At 72.8% G+C, this 19108-nt stretch carries 14 protein-coding genes; 6 read left to right on the top strand and 8 right to left on the bottom strand.

Going from position 1 to position 19108, the window contains the following annotated elements; translation table 11 throughout:
• Window positions 1–105: 105 nt before the first annotated feature.
• Window positions 106–1083: a hypothetical protein gene (locus ACLQ27_RS20130; protein ID WP_425868116.1), complete on the bottom strand. Its 978-nt coding sequence runs from the start codon at window positions 1081–1083 to the stop codon at window positions 106–108.
• Window positions 1080–1445, bottom strand: a complete 366-nt coding sequence (locus ACLQ27_RS20135) for a PadR family transcriptional regulator (protein ID WP_357496634.1) — start codon at window positions 1443–1445, stop codon at window positions 1080–1082. The genes ACLQ27_RS20130 and ACLQ27_RS20135 overlap by 4 nt, the downstream gene beginning before the upstream one ends.
• Before the next feature lie 331 nt (window positions 1446–1776).
• On the opposite strand from ACLQ27_RS20135, the gene ACLQ27_RS20140 reads away from it, so the two are divergent.
• Window positions 1777–2250: a hypothetical protein gene (locus ACLQ27_RS20140; RefSeq protein ID WP_425868118.1), complete on the top strand. Its 474-nt coding sequence runs from the start codon at window positions 1777–1779 to the stop codon at window positions 2248–2250.
• 99 nt (window positions 2251–2349) lie between these two features.
• Here the strand turns inward: ACLQ27_RS20140 and ACLQ27_RS20145 are convergent, their stop codons facing one another.
• Window positions 2350–6657, bottom strand: a complete 4308-nt coding sequence (locus ACLQ27_RS20145) for a hypothetical protein (RefSeq protein WP_425868120.1) — start codon at window positions 6655–6657, stop codon at window positions 2350–2352.
• A 106-nt stretch (window positions 6658–6763) separates the two neighbouring features.
• Here ACLQ27_RS20145 and ACLQ27_RS20150 point away from each other — a divergent pair, with 106 nt between their 5' ends.
• Window positions 6764–7165 (top strand): hypothetical protein, encoded by a 402-nt coding sequence (locus ACLQ27_RS20150; protein WP_425868122.1) that lies wholly within the window; start codon window positions 6764–6766, stop codon window positions 7163–7165.
• 138 nt (window positions 7166–7303) lie between these two features.
• Here the strand turns inward: ACLQ27_RS20150 and glnA are convergent, their stop codons facing one another.
• A complete protein-coding gene (gene glnA, locus ACLQ27_RS20155; RefSeq protein ID WP_234590915.1) occupies window positions 7304–8728 on the bottom strand; it encodes a type I glutamate--ammonia ligase in 1425 nt (474 codons plus the stop codon).
• A gap of 261 nt (window positions 8729–8989) precedes the next feature.
• Here glnA and ACLQ27_RS20160 point away from each other — a divergent pair, with 261 nt between their 5' ends.
• Window positions 8990–9388 (top strand): RDD family protein, encoded by a 399-nt coding sequence (locus ACLQ27_RS20160; protein WP_357496642.1) that lies wholly within the window; start codon window positions 8990–8992, stop codon window positions 9386–9388.
• 397 nt (window positions 9389–9785) lie between these two features.
• Here the strand turns inward: ACLQ27_RS20160 and ACLQ27_RS20165 are convergent, their stop codons facing one another.
• Window positions 9786–10469: a DUF4191 domain-containing protein gene (locus ACLQ27_RS20165; protein WP_234590917.1), complete on the bottom strand. Its 684-nt coding sequence runs from the start codon at window positions 10467–10469 to the stop codon at window positions 9786–9788.
• Window positions 10470–10675: 206 nt separating this feature from the next.
• Here ACLQ27_RS20165 and ACLQ27_RS20170 point away from each other — a divergent pair, with 206 nt between their 5' ends.
• On the top strand, window positions 10676–10846 hold the full coding sequence (locus ACLQ27_RS20170) for a hypothetical protein (protein WP_234590919.1): 171 nt from the start codon (window positions 10676–10678) through the stop codon (window positions 10844–10846).
• Between the two features lie 302 nt (window positions 10847–11148).
• Entirely contained in the window at window positions 11149–14040 is a 2892-nt protein-coding gene (locus ACLQ27_RS20175) for a helix-turn-helix transcriptional regulator (protein WP_357575175.1), read from the top strand.
• Window positions 14041–14052: 12 nt separating this feature from the next.
• Here the strand turns inward: ACLQ27_RS20175 and ACLQ27_RS20180 are convergent, their stop codons facing one another.
• Window positions 14053–15663 carry a hypothetical protein gene (locus ACLQ27_RS20180; protein ID WP_425868124.1) on the bottom strand — a complete coding sequence of 537 codons (1611 nt, stop codon included), beginning with the start codon at window positions 15661–15663 and terminating at the stop codon, window positions 14053–14055.
• A 52-nt stretch (window positions 15664–15715) separates the two neighbouring features.
• Window positions 15716–16711: a lipoyl synthase gene (gene lipA / locus ACLQ27_RS20185; RefSeq protein WP_357496649.1), complete on the bottom strand. Its 996-nt coding sequence runs from the start codon at window positions 16709–16711 to the stop codon at window positions 15716–15718.
• A 439-nt stretch (window positions 16712–17150) separates the two neighbouring features.
• Between lipA and aspS the strand changes: the two genes are divergently transcribed.
• A complete protein-coding gene (gene aspS, locus ACLQ27_RS20190; RefSeq protein WP_425868126.1) occupies window positions 17151–18437 on the top strand; it encodes an aspartate--tRNA(Asn) ligase in 1287 nt (428 codons plus the stop codon).
• A 21-nt stretch (window positions 18438–18458) separates the two neighbouring features.
• Here the strand turns inward: aspS and lipB are convergent, their stop codons facing one another.
• Window positions 18459–19100, bottom strand: a complete 642-nt coding sequence (gene lipB, locus ACLQ27_RS20195) for a lipoyl(octanoyl) transferase LipB (RefSeq protein WP_234590279.1) — start codon at window positions 19098–19100, stop codon at window positions 18459–18461.
• Window positions 19101–19108: the final 8 nt, after the last annotated feature.

A 19108-nucleotide genomic window follows, 5' to 3' on the forward strand; every position in this document is an offset into this window, starting at 1 on the left:
GGCATCGCCGGACCTGCGAGGCCACTACTTCCTGAATCGAGCACGATCTTGCGGCAGCGGCAGCGGCAGCGGCAGCGGCAGCAGGGACGTGCGGGGTGGGCGCGGTCAGCGGTGCGTGTTCCAGGTGGCGCCGGGGGTGGAGGGCCGGGCCAGCCGGGCGCGTACGGCGAGTGCCACCGGTAGCAGGGCGGGGCCGACCAGGCCGACCACGGCCGCCGTCGCGGCGAGTGCCGTCCAGCTCGGGTTGAACTCGGCCGGCACGCCGTCGGCGGCCCCGGCCAGTGGTTGCAGGGCCAGCAGGCCCACCGGGGTGAACAGGGTCAACAGGGCCCAGCCGCCCCGGTGGTCGCCGCGCAGCGCCAGTCCCACGGCGAGCAGCACGGCCACCGCGAGCACCGCCACGGCGGCGTTGAGCAGGGCCTGACCCGCGGTCCCCGCGCGGTAGGTCCAGGCGAGGCTTTCCGGCGTCAGGCTCGCTGCCGCCACCAGGCCGGCGACGGCCGCGACCAGCGGCGTCACCCGCAGCGACACCTGCCGCTCGCCGGACGCGCCGAGCGCCACCAGCCCCAACCCGACCTGGGGGAGCAGCACGAACAGCGGCGGACGGGGCAGGTCGGTGAGCGCGGCGGCGGGGACGAGCGCGACAGTGAGGAGCACCGCGAGCGCGACCGCGTGTCGGTGCCACCTGCCGGGTGTCAGCGCCTGCGCCGCGGCGGCGAGCAGCCAGCCGACCCACGCCACGATGCCGAGCGAGACGAACGGCCCGACCGACGGCTCACCGAAGCCCGGCGGTGCGGGGCGCAGTTCGAGCACCGTCCACACGCCGGCGAGCATGGTGGCGGTGAACAGGGCCACGGCGGCCGCGAGGCGTACGCCCGGGACGAGGTGGATCACGCCGGCGGCGCGTACCCGCTGACGCAGCCCGCCGCGCAGGAGGTCCGCGGCGTCCGCGGGCGCCGGCCAGCGGCGGCCCGGCGTGGCCAGGTCCAGGTACGTGCCGACGATCTCGGCGCCACGGGAGCGCCGGTACTCGGCGGGGTAGGCGAGCAGCAGCCGCAGGTAACGTCGCTCAAGATCGGTCATGCCAACCCTCCGGCGATACGCGGGGCGGCCGGCCGGGCGGTGCGGGCCCGCTCCGCCAGCCGCCTGGTGGCGGCCTCGACGTTGCGCCGGAGCCGCTCGGTCTCGGCGCTCAGGGTGGCGTCACCGGCGGGGGAGAGCCGGTAGTAGCGGCGCAGACGGCTGTCCACCACCTCCTCCCGGTCGACCTCGACGAGACCGGCGTCGACCAGCCGGTCGAGTGCCCCGTAGAGCGTCCCGGGGCGGAGCGACACACGGTTGTCGGAGAGGACGGCGACCTCGCGGATCAGCCCGTAGCCGTGCATCGGCTCGGCGGCGAGCGCGGTGAGGATCAGGAACGTGGGTTCACGCAGTGGTGTATCCATCGCCGTAATATATCGGATACGAAGGTATGCCGGGGGGCGGCGCCGCTTCGCACGCATCTGATCGGATACCAGGGGTCGAAGTGGCCCACCGGCTGCGGCGGCCCCGGAGCACCCATCTGCGATCATGCTCCGCTGTGGAGCTATACGGACCGTTTCGCCGCGAGGCGATGGAGCGGGGCATTCCGGCGGATCAGGTTGACCGGTTCGCCGAGCAGCTGCGATTCGCGATCTGGGTAGGTGGCGGTGACGGCGGCGAGGACGTGGTCGGGCAGAGCGGCGGGCTGCCCGGCTACCTGTCGGCGCCGAGTGGCCGTCCGAGCGCGGGATTCCGTTGCCGTTCGTCGCGTCCCTCGACTGCGCGGCCCTTCCGAAGGTGGAGCGGCTTCCCCTGCCGGTGGACGAGAACCTCATGTTCGCCTCGGACACCGTGCAGCAGCTGGTCAGGGAGCTGACGTTCACCGACGAACTCATCGAGCTGGTCCAGGATCTCTGGCCCACGGAGAACGGCCTGGCATCCCTGCGCATCGGTGGATACACGAAACGAATCGGAGGCAAGTACTCTCCGGAGGAGCAGATGGCGCGTGCCAGCCTGCGGGCCCGACTGGCGACCGGACCTGACCTTGCGCGGCCCGAGAGGATCCGCTGGCGCCGCGAAGAGGAATCCCGACTCATTCGGGAATGGGTGCCGCTCGCCCAGTTCCCCACCGAGTCCTTTTGTCACTTCGGTCGCTTCTTGATCAGATTCGACGACCTGGCCGCCGGCCGCTTCGACCAGATGCGCTCCTTCCCCGCATTCACCGAGTAGGCCGACAAGAGCTACCTCGGCGTTTGAGGACCGGGGCGAGCACGGTGACGTCCTGCTCGTCGGGCAGGGCGCCGATCTGGTCGGTGAGGTGAGGTCGGTTCACGAGTCGTCCCGGGTGGTGGGCGGGGCGGCCTGATCGGTGGGCGCTGTGGCGGCCGGGGTGAGCCGGTCCAGGATCGCGGTGACCACCGCGGCGGTATCCGGGTCGAGCCCGTCGAGCAGGGTGGGGTCGCGGTCGCCGGCGAGGATGCGGTGGAGCACTGCCGCGAACGCCGCGCCCTCTGGGTCGGCGGCGAGATCGTCGAGGACCGGGGTGAGCTGCGCGGTGGCATCGGGGTCGCCGCTGGCCGCCGCGACCGTGACGTCCATCAGCGCATCCAGCCACTTCTCCTCGTTGTTGGTGAGGGTGTGCCAGGCGTCGAGATCGACGGTGACCTCGCCGGCGAGGGCATCCAGGAGGCGGCGGACGATCGCGGTGTCGATCGGGTCGAGCCCGTCCAGTGCTGGGGTGTGGTCGCCGGCGTGGATGCGGCGCAGCACCTCGGCCAGCTGCCGCCAGTCACTCTGCTCCCCGCGGGCGGTGAGGGCCTGGTCGAGGGCGGCAGCGGCGTCCGGGTCACCGCCCTCGGCGGCGATCAGGGCGGCGATCACCGGTTCCCACCAGGTCAGGTGCCGCTGCAGGTCGGCTTCCTCCTCGGGGGGCAGGGAGCGGGCCAGGCGGAGCACCTCATCCAGCGCCGCCTGCCCGTCCGGGGCGCGGGCGGGTAGCCGGGCCACCAGATCGGCCAGGTGCACTCCGTCGACCTGGTCGACGATGCGGCACACGTCGGCGAACGCTGCCGGGGGCGGCGCCTCGTCCCGGGCAAGCAGTCGGGCGAGGGCGCGGACACGTCCGGTCAGCTCCCCGGCACCGGTCTGGTATCCGATCACGGCGGCGGCCAGGCGATGGGCCCACACCTGCTGCCGCTCGCCGCCGTACCGGTTCAGGTAAAGGGCGAGGTTGGTGTGGCTGACCCCGATGCCGTCCGGCTCCCCGGCCGCGTAGCCCAGCCGCAGGGCATCCTTGCCCAGCTCGATCGCCGGGCCGCCGTGACCCAGCTGATCCTCCACGTCGGCCAGAGCGGACAGCACCTTGCCCAGCATGGTGATGTTGTGGTCGGCGTCGAAGACCGTCCGGCACCACTGCAGCAGGGTCCGGGCCTCACCGACCCGGCCCAGCCGCAACAGCGGCCCGTATTCGTTGAGCGCCGAGAAGGCCTGCTCGGCGTCGCTGGCCCCCCGCCCCCGCTGGGAGGCGAGTATCTCGGCGCTGAAGTCCAGCGCCTGCTGCCACCGGCCGAGATCCTGGGCCGCCGTACGGCCGAGGTCGAAGATCACCTCCCGGACGTTGAAGGGGTCTGAGGCCTCGGGTGTATCGGAGGACTCGGGGAGGGCGGCCATCGCCGGACGGAGCTGTTGCACGGCGGCGAGCACCTGGTCGGCATGCCCCTGACGGACGAGGATCTGCAGCCGCTGCGCCTCATCGAGCAGCTGGGTCCAGGGACCCCATCCGGCCTGGCGGGTGTACTCCTTCTGATCCTCGGCCAGGCTGAGGGCGTCGTCGAACCGACCCAGCCTACGGTGGAGGTTGACGAGGTCCGTCGCGATCGCCGAGGCCAGTGGGAAGTTCTGCTGGGCGACGGCGGTGTCGAGCAGGTCACGTAGTTCTGTGGCGGCGTGGTGGGGTCGGATGGACCGCAGGGCTCGTGCGTGCAGCCGCCCGGCGCGCAGTTCCACATCGCTGCCGCGGCCGCCCTCGCGGGCCCTGGCCAGCAGCGGCAGCACCGCCGCCGCAGTCCCCGGCGAGGCGCTGCGGTTGAGGACCGCCTCTATCGGATACAGCACCTGCTGCCACTGGTGTTGCCGGATCAGGTAGGGGGCGGCGGCCAGCGCCGCCCGGCGGACCAGCCAGCCCAGCTCCTCCCGCTCCCGCTGCGCAGCAGCGTCCAAGAGGGCTAGCCAGTAGGCGGCGAGTTCGGTGTCCACGGCGTTGCCCAGATCGGGGCCGATCATGGTGCGGCCGGCCTCGGCGACGCCGGGATGCAGGTGGAACCGCGCCGGCCGGCCGGTGTCCGGGTTCCGGTCCACCGCGACCAAAGCCTGCTCCAGCAGCGGCGCCAGGGCAGCGTCCACGTCGGGGGGCGGGCCGGGTTTGTCCAGCCGCTGCCACAACTCGGCCCAGCTGCCCTCGACCACGAGGCCGAGGCGGTCGTCTTGTTCCAGGCAGCACAGCAACCCGAACAGGGTGGCCGAGGCGGCGGGCAGGGTGCCGGTGGTGCCGCGGGTCCAGCCGTCGAGCACCCGCAGATAGTCCTCGCCAGTGGCAGACGCCTCCCCGTGCTGCAGGAAGGCATCCAGGCGGGTGCCGGTGTCCAGCCAGGTCTGGTCCGCCTCGTCCAGCCGGGACTGCAGCGCGGCCGGATCCTGAGCTTGCCCGTCGGCCAGCTCGATCAGCTTCGGGTGGCCCTGCACCACGGCGAGGGTGCGGGCGGCCAGCGCTCGGGCCTGGCGTGCGTCGAGGCCGCGGCTGGCGCCGTCGAGCAGGGCGCGCAGGTGCGGCCATTCCCGGGCCAGCAGCACCGCCTCGGTCAGCGACAGCGCGTGCACCGGCTCCACCAGCACCCCGGGCGGCAGCCCAGCGATCGGGCGGCGGGAGGTCAACACCACCCGGGACAGGCCGCCGTGGCCGGTGAGCGCGTCGATCAGCAGTTGCCACCGCTGGTCGCGCCACCCGCCGGTGTCGGTGAGCAACGATTCCAGGTTGTCCAGAACCAGCAGCACCCGCTGACGTTCGAGGAACTCGGTCAGGGTCGGCAGAAAGGCCTGCAGCGCGGCAGTGTCGTCGACCAGGTGCGCCAGCCGAATTCCGGGCAGCTGCGCCTCCAGATCCAGGGCGAACGCGGTGAGCGCGGCGGTGATGTCGTGGCCCTCCGGCGGGGCCTGATGCCACACCAGCCGGGCGAACCCGTCCTCGTGGGTGTACGCCAACTCCAGCGCGCAGGCGGTCTTCCCGGCCCCGGCCATCCCGTGAAACAGCACCCCGCTGCGGCCGCTGCGCGGGGCCAGCGCGGCGGTGGCCCGGGTCATCGGCCCCACCCGGCCCACGAAACGCTGCGGCTGCGGGTCGAACCGGGCGAGTTTCTGTTGCTCGGCCTGGAACACCACCGGCTGCCCGGGCGGCGCGTCCAGCCTCAGCTCGCCGGCTCGAGCGCCGAACAACGCCGGGGTGGTCACCGACAACGCCGGCGCCCCCGCGGTCGGGGGATCCTGCACCACCCGCGGCAACGTCAGCCCCAGCGCCCGCGCCACCGGCTGCCCCTTACCCAACACCAGCTGGTAAAACGAGCCGGCGAGGGCGATCGCGAAATCGTCCACCACCGGATACCGCATCGCCAGCACCGCGCAGTCCAGCCGGCGCACCAACTCGGTGGCCACCGCCGGCAACGCCCCCTCCGCCTGGTCCGAGCCGCCGCCCGGGGTGGCGCCGTCAGTGCCGTACCCGTCCGGGCCGGCGGCACCGTGTGCGGGGTCTGCGGGGCGCAGACCGAGCAGGCGCAGATGTTCGGCCGCGGTCACCGCCGCCGACTCGCAGGTGGACAGGGTGACCAACTTGATCTGCCGACCGACCACATTCAACAGGTTCACCAACTCGCGGCTGGAAATCAGATCCCGTTGCCCCGTGTCCTTCTCCAGCAGCAGCCCGGCCGGCAGGCCATGCCCGGAAATGTGCAGCACGTCCCAGCCGGCCTCTTCGAGCAGGGCGTCCTCCAGCCGTTTGCGGGTGGCGCCGTACTGCAACACCCGCAACTCCACCGCCTTCTCATTGGCCGCGGCAATCTCCTGCACCAGCTGCGCCAACGCGTAGCGTTCCCGGCGCAGGTTCAACGCCGACGCGTCCTCCGGCAGGCTGAAGACCGCCAGCATCCGCAGCCGATCCCCCACCGGCCTCTTGGCCCGCGGCGTCCGGCCCACCGGGTCGACGACGAAATTCACCCACTGCACCGCCAACGCTTGACCCCCGACGTGGGCCAGCTCCCACGGCCGGTACGCCAACACCTGCGCCTCGGCCGGCACCTCCAGCCGCACCGGCTCCTGCCACTCGGCAAGCGCCACCGCTACCGGGCCCAGCACCCGCTCCCCGATCCACGCCCCCACCTGCGCAACCAGTTGCGCCTCACTGGCCAACCGCCGATCCGGCGCTGCATGCCAGAACAGGTACTCGTCCAGCGCGGTGAACGCCTCGTACTGCCACTCCCCGGCATCCAACTCCACAACATGATCAGCCAGAAACCGGCCGCCGTCGGCGTCGGTCAGCCGCCACCGCCACCGCATCGGCCCCGCGAAGTCCAACACCTCAAGCCGCAACATCCACCCACCACCCCGGACTGTGACCGCACCGTTCCACCCTGGTACACCCACGCCACCGCAACAATCCCCACACCCGCTGATCACCCGGACAGTCAGATAACCGCCAATGACCACGCCGACCGTTCACCCCGTCAACCGGCCACCCGGTGCCGGACTGGACGGTGAGCCGAGGCCGACCGCAATCACGCCTACAGTCCTCCCTTGTGGACTTATCGACCACCTGGTCGTCAAGACCAACACCAGCGCCCGCACCGTCGAGCTGCCTGATGTCGTGGTGGTGGCGCTGCGTCAGCACCTGACCGACAGCTGCGACGCGGTCGAAGTCGACGACGACACGGACCGTCGCCGGCCGGTCCGCCGGGCCGCACGCCTGCTGTTCAAGGGTGTTGGCGGCGAGCCCGTCAACGCGGCGGCCTTCTCCCATACCTGGGCGAGCGCCCGGGAAGCGGTCGGCCTGCCGGCGCGGTGGGCACTACTACGTGCTCGACCGGACCCGGCTGCTCATTGACGGCGCGCTGGGTCAACACGAAACGGCGGTCATGCCGGCTGTGAGCCGGGCATGACCGCCGTTTCGTGAAGTTGTACCCAACCTGTACCCAAGATCAGTAGCGATCCTGTTGCTCCAGGTCAGAGCCCTTGATCAGGCTCAGCAGTCGTAGTACATGGCGAACTCGTGCGGGGTCGGGCGCAGACGCACCGGGTCGACCTCGTTGGCGCGCTTCCAGTCGACCCAGGTGGAGATCAGGTCGGGGGTGAAGACGCCGCCGTCGAGCAGGTAGTCGTGGTCGGCCTCCAGCGAGTCGAGCACGGCCGGCAGCGAGCCCGGGACCTGCTTGACGTCGCCCCACTCCTCCGGCGGGAGGTCGTAGAGGTCCTTGTCGATCGGCGTCGGCGGCTCGATCTTGCTCTTGATGCCGTCCAGGCCGGCCATCATCATGGCCGAGAAGGCCAGGTAGACGTTTGCCGACGGGTCCGGAACGCGGAACTCGACGCGCTTGGCCTTCGCGTTGCTGCCGGTCACCGGGATGCGGGTGCAGGCGGAGCGGTTGCGCTGCGAGTAGACCAGGTTGACCGGCGCCTCGTAGCCGGGCACCAGGCGGCGGTACGAGTTGACCGTCGGGTTGGTGAAGGCCAGCAGCGACGGCGCGTGGTGCAGCAGACCGCCGATGTACCAGCGGGCGGTGTCGGACAGGCCGGCGTAGCCGGTCTCGTCGTAGAACAGCGGCTCACCGTTGAGCCAGAGGCTCTGGTGGGTGTGCATGCCGGAGCCGTTGTCGCCGAACAGCGGCTTGGGCATGAACGTCGCGGTCTTGCCGTTGGCCCAGGCCTCGTTCTTCACGATGTACTTGAAGAGCTGGAGCTGGTCGGCGGCGTGCAGCAGCGTCGAGAACTTGTAGTTGATCTCGGACTGGCCGGCGGTGCCCACCTCGTGGTGCGAACGCTCCACGGTGAAGCCGCTGTCGACGAGCCGACGCACGATCGAGTCGCGCAGGTCGGCGTAGTGGTCGACCGGGGGCACCGGGAAGTAGCCGCCCTTGTACGCGGTCTTGTAACCGCGGTTGCCGCCCTCCTCCTCGCGACCGGTGTTCCACGCGCCCTCGACCGAGTCGATGTAGTAGAACGACTGGTGCGCCGAGGTCTCGTGGCGGATCGAGTCGAAGATGTAGAACTCCGCCTCGGCGCCGAAGTAGGCGGTGTCGGCGATGCCGCTCGCGGCGAGGTACGCCTCGGCCTTCTTCGCGACGTTGCGCGGGTCGCGGGTGTAGGCCTCGCGGGTGAACGGGTCGTGGATGAAGAAGTTGAGCGCGAGGGTCTTCTGCGCCCGGAACGGGTCGATGAACGCGGTGGCGACGTCCGGGAGCAGGAGCATGTCCGACTCGTGGATCGCCTGGAAACCGCGGATCGACGAACCGTCGAACGCGAGGCCGTCGGTGAAGAGGTCGTCGTTGACGGACTCGACCGGCAGGTTGAAGTGCTGCATCACGCCGGGCAGGTCACAGAAACGAACGTCGACGAACTTCACGTCCTCGTTCTTGAGGTATCGCAGCAGTTCCTCGGGATTGGCGAACACACATCCTCCTGGCACGTCCACGGGGTGGCTAGGCTCCTGGCGACGCTATGGCCGGGGGGTTGCCCGGCCGTGTCTTGAGTGTTTCTGCCGTGTTACGTCCCTCGCGGAGCGTCAGCGACGCTCCTGTCCACGCACTCAGCCTGCGCGAACGCCGTACCGGCTGTGCCAGTGTAATGACACTTCATGCCATTGGCCCGAATCGGCACGCAGTGGTGACGGCGATCCGAGGCCCCGATCCGGACGCGGATACCCTTGATCGCTGTGACCAATCCGTACGTCCCGGCAGCGCCGGCCACCGACCCCACCTTCACCCCGCCGAGCCTGGGTCGGCGCTTCGGAGCGTTGATCATCGACTGGGTGCTCTGCCTGCTGGTGGCCAACATCTTCGCCGATCCGGTACGCGACGGCTGGGCGCCCGTGTTGGTGCTGATCCTGGAGTACGGCATCTTCCTCGGCCTCTTCGCCCAGACGCCGGGCATGTACGTCACCAAGGTCCGCTGCGTGAACTGGCACGACGGGGGCCGGATCGGCGTACCCCGCGCGCTGGCCCGGGGCGTGCTGCTGGCGCTCGTCGTCCCCGCGCTGATCATGGACGAGCACCGTCGGGGCGTGCACGACCGCCTCGTCGACTCGGTCATCGTCGACGCCCCGCGCGGCTGACACGCCCGGCACCCGGACTCCCGGACTCCCGGGCACCCGGGCTCCCGCGACCCCGCCCCGCCCGCCTCCGCACCGGTCGGGCCCTCGCCGGCCGGATCGGCTGTCACCTCCGCGGCGTGCCTGTCGGAGGCCCGCCTCCCGCAGGCCGACGCCGACGAGATCCCGCCCTCCGAACGGGAAGACCGGCCAAGATCCGCGCAACATCGGGGATGTTGCTGCCTCCCGCGCGTCGGAGACAGCAACATCGGGGATGTTGCGCGGATCATGGGCGCGGGGCGCGGGGCGCGGGGCGCGGGGCGCGGGGCGCGGGGCGCGGGGCGCGGGGCGCGGGGCGCGAGGCGCGAGGCGCGAAAAGAGCCGGACCCCGTCTGGGTCCGGCTCTTTCGCGGTGTACGGGTCAGCGTCGCGGCTGGCGGGCACCGCCCGGCGGCCGCATGTTCTTCGGGATCGCGCCCTTGGGCATCTGCGGACGGGCGGTGAGCGCCTTGAGTCGCTTGTCCAGCGCGTTGACGTCCTTGCCGCTGAGCGCGCGGGGCAGCCGCAGCAGCGTCGTGCGCAGCTTGCGGATCGGCAGCTCGCCCTCCTGCTGGCCGATTACGTAGTCGTGCAGCGGGGCGGAGCCGATGACCTTGGCCAGCCGTCGCTTCTCCTGCCCGAGCAGGCCGCGCACCCGCTGCGGGTTGCCCTCGGCCAGCAGGATCACGCCGGGCCGGCCGATCACCAGGTGGACCATGTCCATCTGGGTGGTCGAGCTGACGGCAGGGGTGACCCGCCAGTCGCCGCGCATGTTGTCCATGATCTGCGCCGCTGCGCCGGGCTGCCCCTCGGCGGCGTTCATCATCGCCTTGTTGGACCGCAGGTTCAGCACGATCAGCACCGCGAGCAGGACGAAGAGGATGCCGATCGGCAGCCAGATCCAGCTCCAGAGGATCACCGCGACCACGGTGAGCGCGAGCGGGATGAGCACCGCTGCGGCGACCAGCGGCGCGAACCACCGGTCCTGCTTGGCGGTGAACTGGAACACCATCCCGATCTGCTTCAGCCGCTGGCCGAACGAGACCTTCTCCTGGGGCTTTGCCATGTCGCAGAGTCTAGTGGTCCCCGCCGGTCGCGTTGATCCGCGTCCGGGTGCCGGCCGGCTGAGTACCTTACGTCGCCTTACCCGCCCCGACCGGGCGGGTAAGGAGGGTGCGGCCGGGCAAGATGAGGCGGTGTGCCCATGCCGGGCCGGGGCCTTCGCGCGAAGAGTCGTCAGCAGACAACGACGACGCGACGAAGGAGCCCGACATGTTCGGCAACGACGTAGATTTCCTGCTCTCCGTGCACCGTACCCACGCCGCTGAACTGCGGGCCGAGGCTGCGGCGGAACGGCTCGCCCGGTCGGTGCCGCGCCGCTCGGGTCGTGCCTGGTTGGGCCGCCGCCAGCCGACCCGCCGCACGGGTGACGACCGCCGGTGACCCCGACCGCCGCACCCACCGCACCCACCGCACCCACCGCGCCCGGGCCCGTCCCACCGGCCGGCCGGCACGACGACCCGGCACCCGGGTCCGAGCCGTCAGCCGGCGGGCCCGGGTCCGGACCGTCGACCGGCGGGCCCGGGTCCGGACCGTCGGCCGGCGGGCCCGGGTCCGGACCGTCGGCCGGCGGGCTCCGGTCCGAGCCGTCGACCGGCGGGCCAGGAGGCGGGGCAGCCCCGTCGCCGCGTCGCCGGCCGATCGGCGGGGACGGTGCGTCGCCCGGTCATGGCATGCTCGGTCCCGTGACCGTACGTGCCGCCAGTTCCGTCCTCGTCGGCCGCCACCGTGAGATCGCGGCGCTGCGGGACGCGCTGGGCCGGGCCGGGAAGGGCGAGCCGGCCACCGTGCTGGTCGGTGGCGAGGCGGGCGTGGGCAAGACCCGGCTGCTGGAGGAGTTCGCGGTCGGGGCCACCGCCGGGGGCGCCCGGGTGCTGGTCGGTCAGTGCCTGGAGCTGGGTGAGGCGGGCCTGCCGTTCGCGCCGTTCGCCGCTGCGCTGCGCGCGGTGTTGCGCGCCGACGGGGCGGAGGTCTTCGCCGGCTACGAGGCGGAGTTCGCCCGCCTGCTGCCGGAGCTGGGCCGGATGCCGGCGGGGTTGACCGCCCCGAGCACGCGACCACTTACCGACGCCCCACGCGGATACCTGTTCGACCTGGTCGCCGAACTGTTCCAGCGGCTCGCCGACGTCCGGCCACTGCTGCTGATCATCGAGGACCTGCACTGGGCGGACCGTTCCACCCGGGACCTGATCGGTTTCCTGGTCCGGGCCGCGCGGCCGGGCCGGCTGCTGCTGGTCTGCACCTACCGCACCGACGAGTTGCAGCGTGGCCATCCGCTGCGCCCGTTCCTCGCCGAGCTGGACCGGGCCCGCGGTGTCGAGCGGGTCGAGCTGGGCCGGCTGGACCGCGACGGTACCGGCGCGATCCTCGCCGACCTGCTCGGCGGCGAGCCGGCGCCGCGTGCCGTCGACGACATCCACGACCGTACGCAGGGCAACCCCTTCTTCATCGAGGAGTTGGCCGTCGCCGGCTCCCCGCTCGGCTGCGCGGCGCTGCCCGAGACGCTGCGCGACCTGCTGCTGGCCCGGGTGGACCGGTTGCCCGAGCCGGCCCAGCGGGTGCTGCGGATCGCGGCGGCCGGCGGCACCCGCTTCGCCCACGGTCTGCTCGCCGAGGTCGCCGGCCTGCCCGAGGCCGAGCTGGAGGACGCGCTGCGCGCCGCGGTCGCCGCCCAACTGGTGGTGGCCGACCCGGACGGCGACTACGAGTTCCGGCACGCCCTGGTCCGCGAGGCCGTGCACGACGAGTTGCTGCCCGGCGAGCACGCCCGGCTGCACGCGCGGTTCGCCGCCGCGATCGAGGCCCAGCCGCACCTGGTGGTCGCCGGCCGCGCCCCGGCCGAGATCGCCCACCACTGGTACGCGGCGCACGACCACCCCCGCGCCCTTGTCGCCGCCCGGGTCGCGGCCTGCGCCGCCGCCGACCGGTACGCCTACGCCGAGCAGCGTCGACTGCTGGAACGGGCGTTGGAGCTGTGGGAGCTGGTGCCCGACGCGGCCGACCTGCTCGGCATGGACCACCTGGCGTTGCTGGAGCAGACCCTGGACGCGGCGGTGACGGCCGGCGACTTCAGTCGCGCCATCACGTTGACCCGCGCCGGACTGGCCGAGGTGGACGCCGACGCCACGCCGCTGCGCGCCGCCCGCCTGCTGGACCAGCGGGGCCGGCTGATGGCCCTGCTCGGCAAGAGCGACGGCAGGCGGGAGCTGGATGAGGCGTACCGACTGGCAGCCGGCGGGCCCTACGGGGTGGAGCGCGTCCGGCTGCTCGCCGACATCGCCGCCCACCTGGTCAAGATCGATCCTGAGCAGGCGGCCCTGGTCGCCGCCGAGGCGAGCACGGACGCCGAGGCGCTCGGCGAGGAACTGGTCCTGCTGCCGACGAGGATCGCCCTGCTCTGCCACCAGCAGCTGGACAACCGGTTGGCGGAGCTGGGCAGTGCCGAGGCCGTGGCCCAGGCGGCCGGGGACCCGGCGGCTCTCGTGCTGGTCAAGGTGTTCCAGTCGGACGTGCTCTGCGAGCTGGGCCGCTACGCCGAGTCCGCGCAGGCGGCCGAGGCCGGCCTGGCCGAGGCGCGGCGGGTGGGGATCAGCCGCTCGGCCGGGGCGTACCTGCTGTCCAACCGGGCCGAGGCGCTCATCGCGCTGGGCCGGTGGGACGAGGCCGAGACGGTCTGTGCGGAGGCGGCCCGCATCGACCTGTCCGGCGTCACCGGGCTGCACTGGTTGCAGCTGGGCGCCGGTCTGCGGTTGGCGCGGGCGCACCCGGGAGCCGACGAGATGGTCGACCGCGCGTTGGCCTTCCTCGCCCGGCCCTACCTGTGGCCGAACCACCGCCTGCCCCTGCACGAGCTGGGCATCGAGGCGGCGCTGGCCGCCGACGACAAGATCGAGGCGGTCCGCGCGGCCCGCGTCGCGGTGGCCGACGACAGCCTGCCGCACCTGCCCCGCGAGGGTTGGCCGGTGCTGAGCGCCGCCGCGCGTACCGCAGCCCGGGTGGGTGACGGGGAGCTGGCTGCCGCCGTCGCCGCGCTCGCCGCCGACCTGCCGGCGCGACACCCGGCCGCGCGGGCGCACGCCGCCCAGGTCAGCGCTCTGCTGGCGGCGGACGACGAGGCGGTGCCGGCGTGGCGGGCGGCGGTGCAGGCGTGGCGCGTCGACGGTCAGCCGTACCCGCTCGGTCGGGCGTTGCTGGCGCTGGCCGAGGCCGCCGCGGCGGCGGGCGAGCGCGACGAGGTGTCGGCGACGGTCACCGAGGCGGCCCAGATCGCCCGGCGGCTGGGCGCGACGCCGCTTGCCGAGACGGCCGCCACGCTGGCGCGGCGGGTCGGCCTGCGGGGGGCGGGCAACGGTGGGGGCGGTGCCGATCTGCTGACGTCCCGGGAGCGGGAGGTGCTGCGGCTGGTCGCCGAGGGGCACAGCAACAGCCGGATCGCCGAGCGCCTGTTCATCTCCCCGAAGACGGCAAGCGTGCACGTTTCCCGGATCATCGCCAAGCTGGGCGTGACCAACCGCGGGGAGGCGGCCGCGCTGGCCCGTCGTCTCGGTCTGCTCGCCGAGCCCGCCGCGCCCCGCTGACGGGTGGTCTTTTCAGCCGCGCGGCAGGTAGATCCGCCAGCCGTCGACTGTGACCAGGTCCAGGTCGGCCGGGTCGGTGCCGAGCCGCTCGTCGAGCCGGGCCGCCAGCGGTGAGCCGGTCGGCGCGACCCAGGCCGGCGCCGCTGCACGCTCCACCTCGCGGCGGTACGCGGGGTAGCGGTCGAAGCCGGGACGCAGGGTGTCGTCGACCACCGCGCAGACCACCTCCTCGCCGCTCGCAAAGGTGAGGCGGTTGCAGGTCCAGTAGTCGGCGCGGACGTGTCGTACGCCGAGGTGGCGCAGCGTGGCCACCAGCTCGGCGTGCCGGGCCTCGGCCGTCCGGGTCGCCGGGGCCGTCCGGGCCGCCTGCCCGGTGGCGTACGCGGCGGTGACCAGCGTGGCGGCGAGGACGACGAACGCGCCCAGCCGGGTCACCGGCCACCCGGGACCGCGCCGGGCCAGCGTCCAGACCGGCCAGAGCAGCGCCGGTACGGAGATGAGCAGCGTGGACAGGTAGCGCGAACTCTCCACCGGGGTCAGACCGGAAGAACTGCTCAGCGTGTACGCGGCGAGGGTCGCCGCCGCGGCCAGCGCGAGAGCCAGCCGCATGGCCGCCGCGACCCGGGGCGTCGAGCCGTCCGCGCCGCCCAACGCGGGTGGGTGGCGGAGCGTTAGCCAGGCCGTGGCGGCGGCGACGACCAGCAGCACCGGCAGCGCGTACGCCCACCACAGTTGCCAGGTGGCGCAGGAGCCGGGGCCGCAGAAACCCATGCCCAGCGGCGGCCCGAGCAGCAGCCCGCCGTGCAGCCGGTCCGCCCAGCTCGCGGTGGCGTCCGCCCCGCCGGCGGCGAGCACCGGGTGCAGGGGGTTGCGGCCGGTCAGCAGGCTGTGCCCCAGCAGCGGGGCGGCCCCCAGCACGGCTGCCGCCCCGAGCAGCGCTCCGGCCCGCCCGCGCAGCTCCCGGTGGCGGAACCCGACCAGCACCGCCCCGGTCGCCACGACGTACGGCAGCACCAGCGGGTCGACCCAGAGCAGCAGCCCGGCCAGGAACCCCCAGACCGCCCAGCGGACGGGTCGCCACCCCGGCCGGCCGGCGGCCAGGTCGACGGCGAGCAGGGCGAGCGCCACCCCGGCCGCGTTCATCTCGGGGTAGCCGCCGCCGGCGATCAACTGGTTCTTGACCACCCGGTCGGCGCCGAGGGCGAGCAGCGCCACCACCAGCAGGGCGAACCAGCGGTCCCCGGTCAGCCGCAGCGTGAGCCGCCAGGTCAGCAGCAGGAACAGCGCGTACAGCGCCAGCGTGGGCAGCCGCAGACCGAACAGGGACGGACCGAACAGCGCGAACACCGGCGCGGCCAGGTACGCCTCCAGCGGGCCCATGTACTGCTGGCCGTAGAACCAGACCGGAAAGTCCTCGCCCCGGGCGATGTGCAGCGCGGCCAGCCCCATGGTGGCCTCGTCGCTGTTCGTCGGGGGAGTGGCGTGATTCAGCAGCCAGAGCCGGTAGCTGACCCCGGCGAGCACCGCAAGACCGGTGAGCCAGCCGACCAGGCCGAGGTGCGAACCGGGCCGCGGACGCGGTCGACCCGCGCCGCGCGGCTGTTCGCGTACGCCGGCGGTCATCGCTCGATCATGGCACCCGGACGCCGCACGCCCGTGCGGCGCTGTCGGCGGGTCAGCCGGCGGTGACGACCGGGGTGGCGGCGCGGGCGTCGAGCGCCTGCTTGTAGAGCCGGCCGGCCCGGTACGACGAGCGCACCAGCGGCCCGCTCATCACCCCGGCGAAGCCGATCTCCTCGGCCTCCTCGCGCAGCTCCACGAACTCCTCCGGCTTGACCCACCGGGTCACCGGGTGGTGCCGGGGGGAGGGGCGCAGGTACTGCGTGATGGTGATCAGCTCGCAGCCCGCCTCGTGCAGGTCGCGCAGCGCCTGGGAGATCTCGGCGCGCTCCTCGCCCATGCCCAGGATCAGGTTGCTCTTGGTGACCAGGCCGTCGGCGCGGGCCTGCCGGATGACGTCCAGCGAGCGGTCGTAGCGGAACGCCGGCCGGATGCGCTTGAAGATGCGCGGCACGGTCTCCACGTTGTGGGCCAGCACCTCGGGCCGCGAGCCGAAGACCTCGGCCAGCTGCTCGGGGACGGCGTTGAAGTCGGGGATGAGCAGCTCGACGCCGCAGCCGGGCTGCAGCGCGTGGATCTGCCGGACCGTCTCGGCGTACAGCCAGGCGCCGCCGTCGGGCAGGTCGTCACGGGCGACACCGGTGATGGTGGCGTAGCGCAGGCCCATCGAGACGACCGACTCGGCGACGCGACGCGGCTCGTCGGCGTCGAACTCGGCGGGCTTTCCGGTGTCGATCTGGCAGAAGTCGCAGCGCCGGGTGCACTGGTCACCACCGATGAGGAACGTGGCCTCCCGGTCTTCCCAGCACTCGTAGATGTTGGGGCAGCCGGCCTCCTGGCAGACGGTGTGCAGCCCTTCGCGCGACACGAGCCCGCGCAGCTGGGTGTACTCCGGGCCCATCTTGGCCTTGACCTTGATCCATGGCGGTTTGCGCTCGATCGGCGTCTCGGCGTTGCGCGCCTCGATCCGCAGCAGGCGACGCCCCTCGGGGGCCGCCGTTGCGGTACGCGCTGCCTGGCCGGTCGTCGGCGCGGAGTGCTCGATCGTCACGAAAACGAGCCTACGCCGGATGGCAGCCGTCTATGTGCGTCAGGCGACCGGCGTCACGCCGCTGATGTTGTGACGCCGGACACCGGCAAGCCCAAAAATGGCGTCACACGCGCCGGGTTCGGGTGTTAGCGTCGCCGCCAACAGCGACGACGGAGCCGAGTAGCGCCCCGACCCGCCAGTACAGAGAGCCGCCGGTGCTGAGAGGCGGTCTGGCGACGGGTGCGCGAAGACCCTCCCGAGCTGCGGGCAGAACGGCGGCGACGCCTACTAGAGCCCGCCCGGCTGGCCCCGGTCACCAGGCGACGAACGAGGCCCCCGCTCCGGTGGGGGCGAAGGTGTGGTGGCACCGCGAGGTTCCCGCTCGCCCACACCTCCCTGGGGCTGATGCGACACCGTCGCCCCGGTGGCGGCGTCGCGATCGACCGAGGAGCAGCCCGTCATGCGCCGAACCCTGTCGCACCACCTGCCCGCCCACGTCGGCGAGACCGTCCGGATCGCCGGCTGGGTGCACCGCCGCCGCCTGCTGAAGTCGGTGGCCTTCCTGATCGTGCGGGACGCCGCCGGCCTCGCCCAGGTCGTCGTCACCGACCCGGCCGTCCGCGCCGAGCTGGAGAAAATCACCGAGGAGACAGTCGTCGAGGTCACCGCCACGGTCACGTCGAACGGCACCGCGCCCGCCGGGGTCGAGCTGACCGACCCGACGGTACGACCGCTCGGCCCACCTGCCGAGCCGCCACCGTTCGACCTGTACCGGCCGGCGCTCAGCGCGAGCCTGCCCACCCAGCTCGACAACGCCCCGACCGCGCTGCGTCATCCGACCCGCTCTGCGGCGCTGCGCGTCTCGGCGGCGGCCGTGGCCGGCTTCCGGGCTGCCCTGGATGCCCGCGACTTCGTAGAGATCCACACGCCGAAGGTGGTCAGCTCGTCCACCGAGAGCGGGGCGAACGTCTTCGCGCTGGACTGGTTCGGCCGGCCCGCGTACCTGGCCCAGTCGCCGCAGTTCTACAAGCAGTTGATGGTCGGCGTCTTCGAACGTGTCTACGAGGTGGGGCCGGTCTTCCGGGCCGAACCGCACGACACCGTCCGGCACCTCGCGCAGTACACGTCGCTCGACGCGGAGCTGGGCTTCGTCGCCGACCATACCGACGTGATGCGGGTGCTGCGCGAGGTCGTCGCCGGCATGCTGGGCGCGGTGGCTGAGCGGGCCGGTGGCGCCCTGGCGACGCTGGGCGTCGAGGTGCCGGCCGTGCCGGTGCAGATCCCGGCGGTGCACTTCACCGAGGCGTTGGCGATCGCCGGGGCTCCCGCCGACGAGCCGGACCTCGCGCCGGCCCACGAACGGGCGCTGGGCGGGTGGGCCCGCCGCGAACACGGGTCCGACTTTCTCTTCGTCACCGGCTACCCGATGGCGAAGCGACCGTTCTACACCCACCCGGACCCGGTGCGGCCCGCGTACTCGAACGGGTTTGACCTGCTCTTTCGTGGCCTGGAGCTGGTCACCGGCGGGCAGCGGCTGCACCGGCACGCCGACTACCTGGCGGCGTTGGCGGCCCGGAGTGAGCCGGTCGAGCCGTACACCGGTTATCTGGACGCGTTCCGGCACGGCATGCCGCCGCACGGCGGGTTCGCCATCGGGCTGGAACGGTTCGTGGCCCGCCTGGTCGGGGCCGCCAACGTCCGGGAGGTCACCGCGTTCCCGCGTGACCTGCACCGGCTGACGCCGTAGGGCCGGGTGCCGGCTGTGCGCTCAGACCTCGGTCAGGGTGGACAGCCGGCGTTCGACCACCGGGAGCACGTCCGCGACGCTGATCGGGCGGCCCAGTTCGGCGGTGAGCGAGGTGACGCCGGCGTCGCGGATGCCGCACGGGACGATCCTGTCGAAGTACGTCAGGTCGCAGTCGCAGTTGATCGAGAAGCCGTGCAGGGTGACGCCCCGGGCCACCCGGATGCCGATGGCGGCCACCTTGCGGGCCGGCCCCCGGTCGTCCTCGGGCACCCAGACGCCGCTGCGGCCCTCGACCCGGCCGGCGGCCAGGCCGAACTCGGCGCACACGTCGATGAGCAGCTCCTCGGTGCGGCGGACGTAGGCGACCACGTCCACCGGGTCGGGCAGTCGCAGGATCGGGTAGCCGACGAGCTGACCCGGGCCGTGCCAGGTGATCTTGCCGCCCCGGTCCACGTCGACGACCGGGGTGCCGTCCATGGGCCGGTCCCACGGCTCGGTGCGCTTGCCCGCGGTGTAGACGCTCGGGTGCTCCAGCAGCAACACGGTGTCGCCGCGCTCGCCTGCCACCACCGACTCGTGCAGGCGCCGCTGCTCGTCCCAGGCGGCCTGGTAGTCGAGCAGGCCGGCGCGGACGGCCGTCAGGCCGGAGGTCGTCGTCGTCACGGCGTCCA

The organism is Micromonospora sp. DT63 (genome assembly GCF_049841615.1).
Taxonomy (GTDB): domain Bacteria; phylum Actinomycetota; class Actinomycetes; order Mycobacteriales; family Micromonosporaceae; genus Micromonospora.

Coding starts and splice junctions, on each gene's coding strand:
- ACLQ27_RS20130 (WP_425868116.1), bottom strand. CDS start 1,083: ATGACCGATCTTGAGCGACGTTACCTGCGGCTGCTGCTCGCCTACCCC.
- ACLQ27_RS20135 (WP_357496634.1), bottom strand. CDS start 1,445: ATGGATACACCACTGCGTGAACCCACGTTCCTGATCCTCACCGCGCTC.
- ACLQ27_RS20145 (WP_425868120.1), bottom strand. CDS start 6,657: ATGTTGCGGCTTGAGGTGTTGGACTTCGCGGGGCCGATGCGGTGGCGG.
- ACLQ27_RS20150 (WP_425868122.1), top strand. CDS start 6,764: ATGACCACGCCGACCGTTCACCCCGTCAACCGGCCACCCGGTGCCGGA.
- ACLQ27_RS20165 (WP_234590917.1), bottom strand. CDS start 10,469: ATGGCAAAGCCCCAGGAGAAGGTCTCGTTCGGCCAGCGGCTGAAGCAG.
- ACLQ27_RS20170 (WP_234590919.1), top strand. CDS start 10,676: ATGTTCGGCAACGACGTAGATTTCCTGCTCTCCGTGCACCGTACCCAC.
- ACLQ27_RS20180 (WP_425868124.1), bottom strand. CDS start 15,663: ATGACCGCCGGCGTACGCGAACAGCCGCGCGGCGCGGGTCGACCGCGT.
- aspS (WP_425868126.1), top strand. CDS start 17,151: ATGCGCCGAACCCTGTCGCACCACCTGCCCGCCCACGTCGGCGAGACC.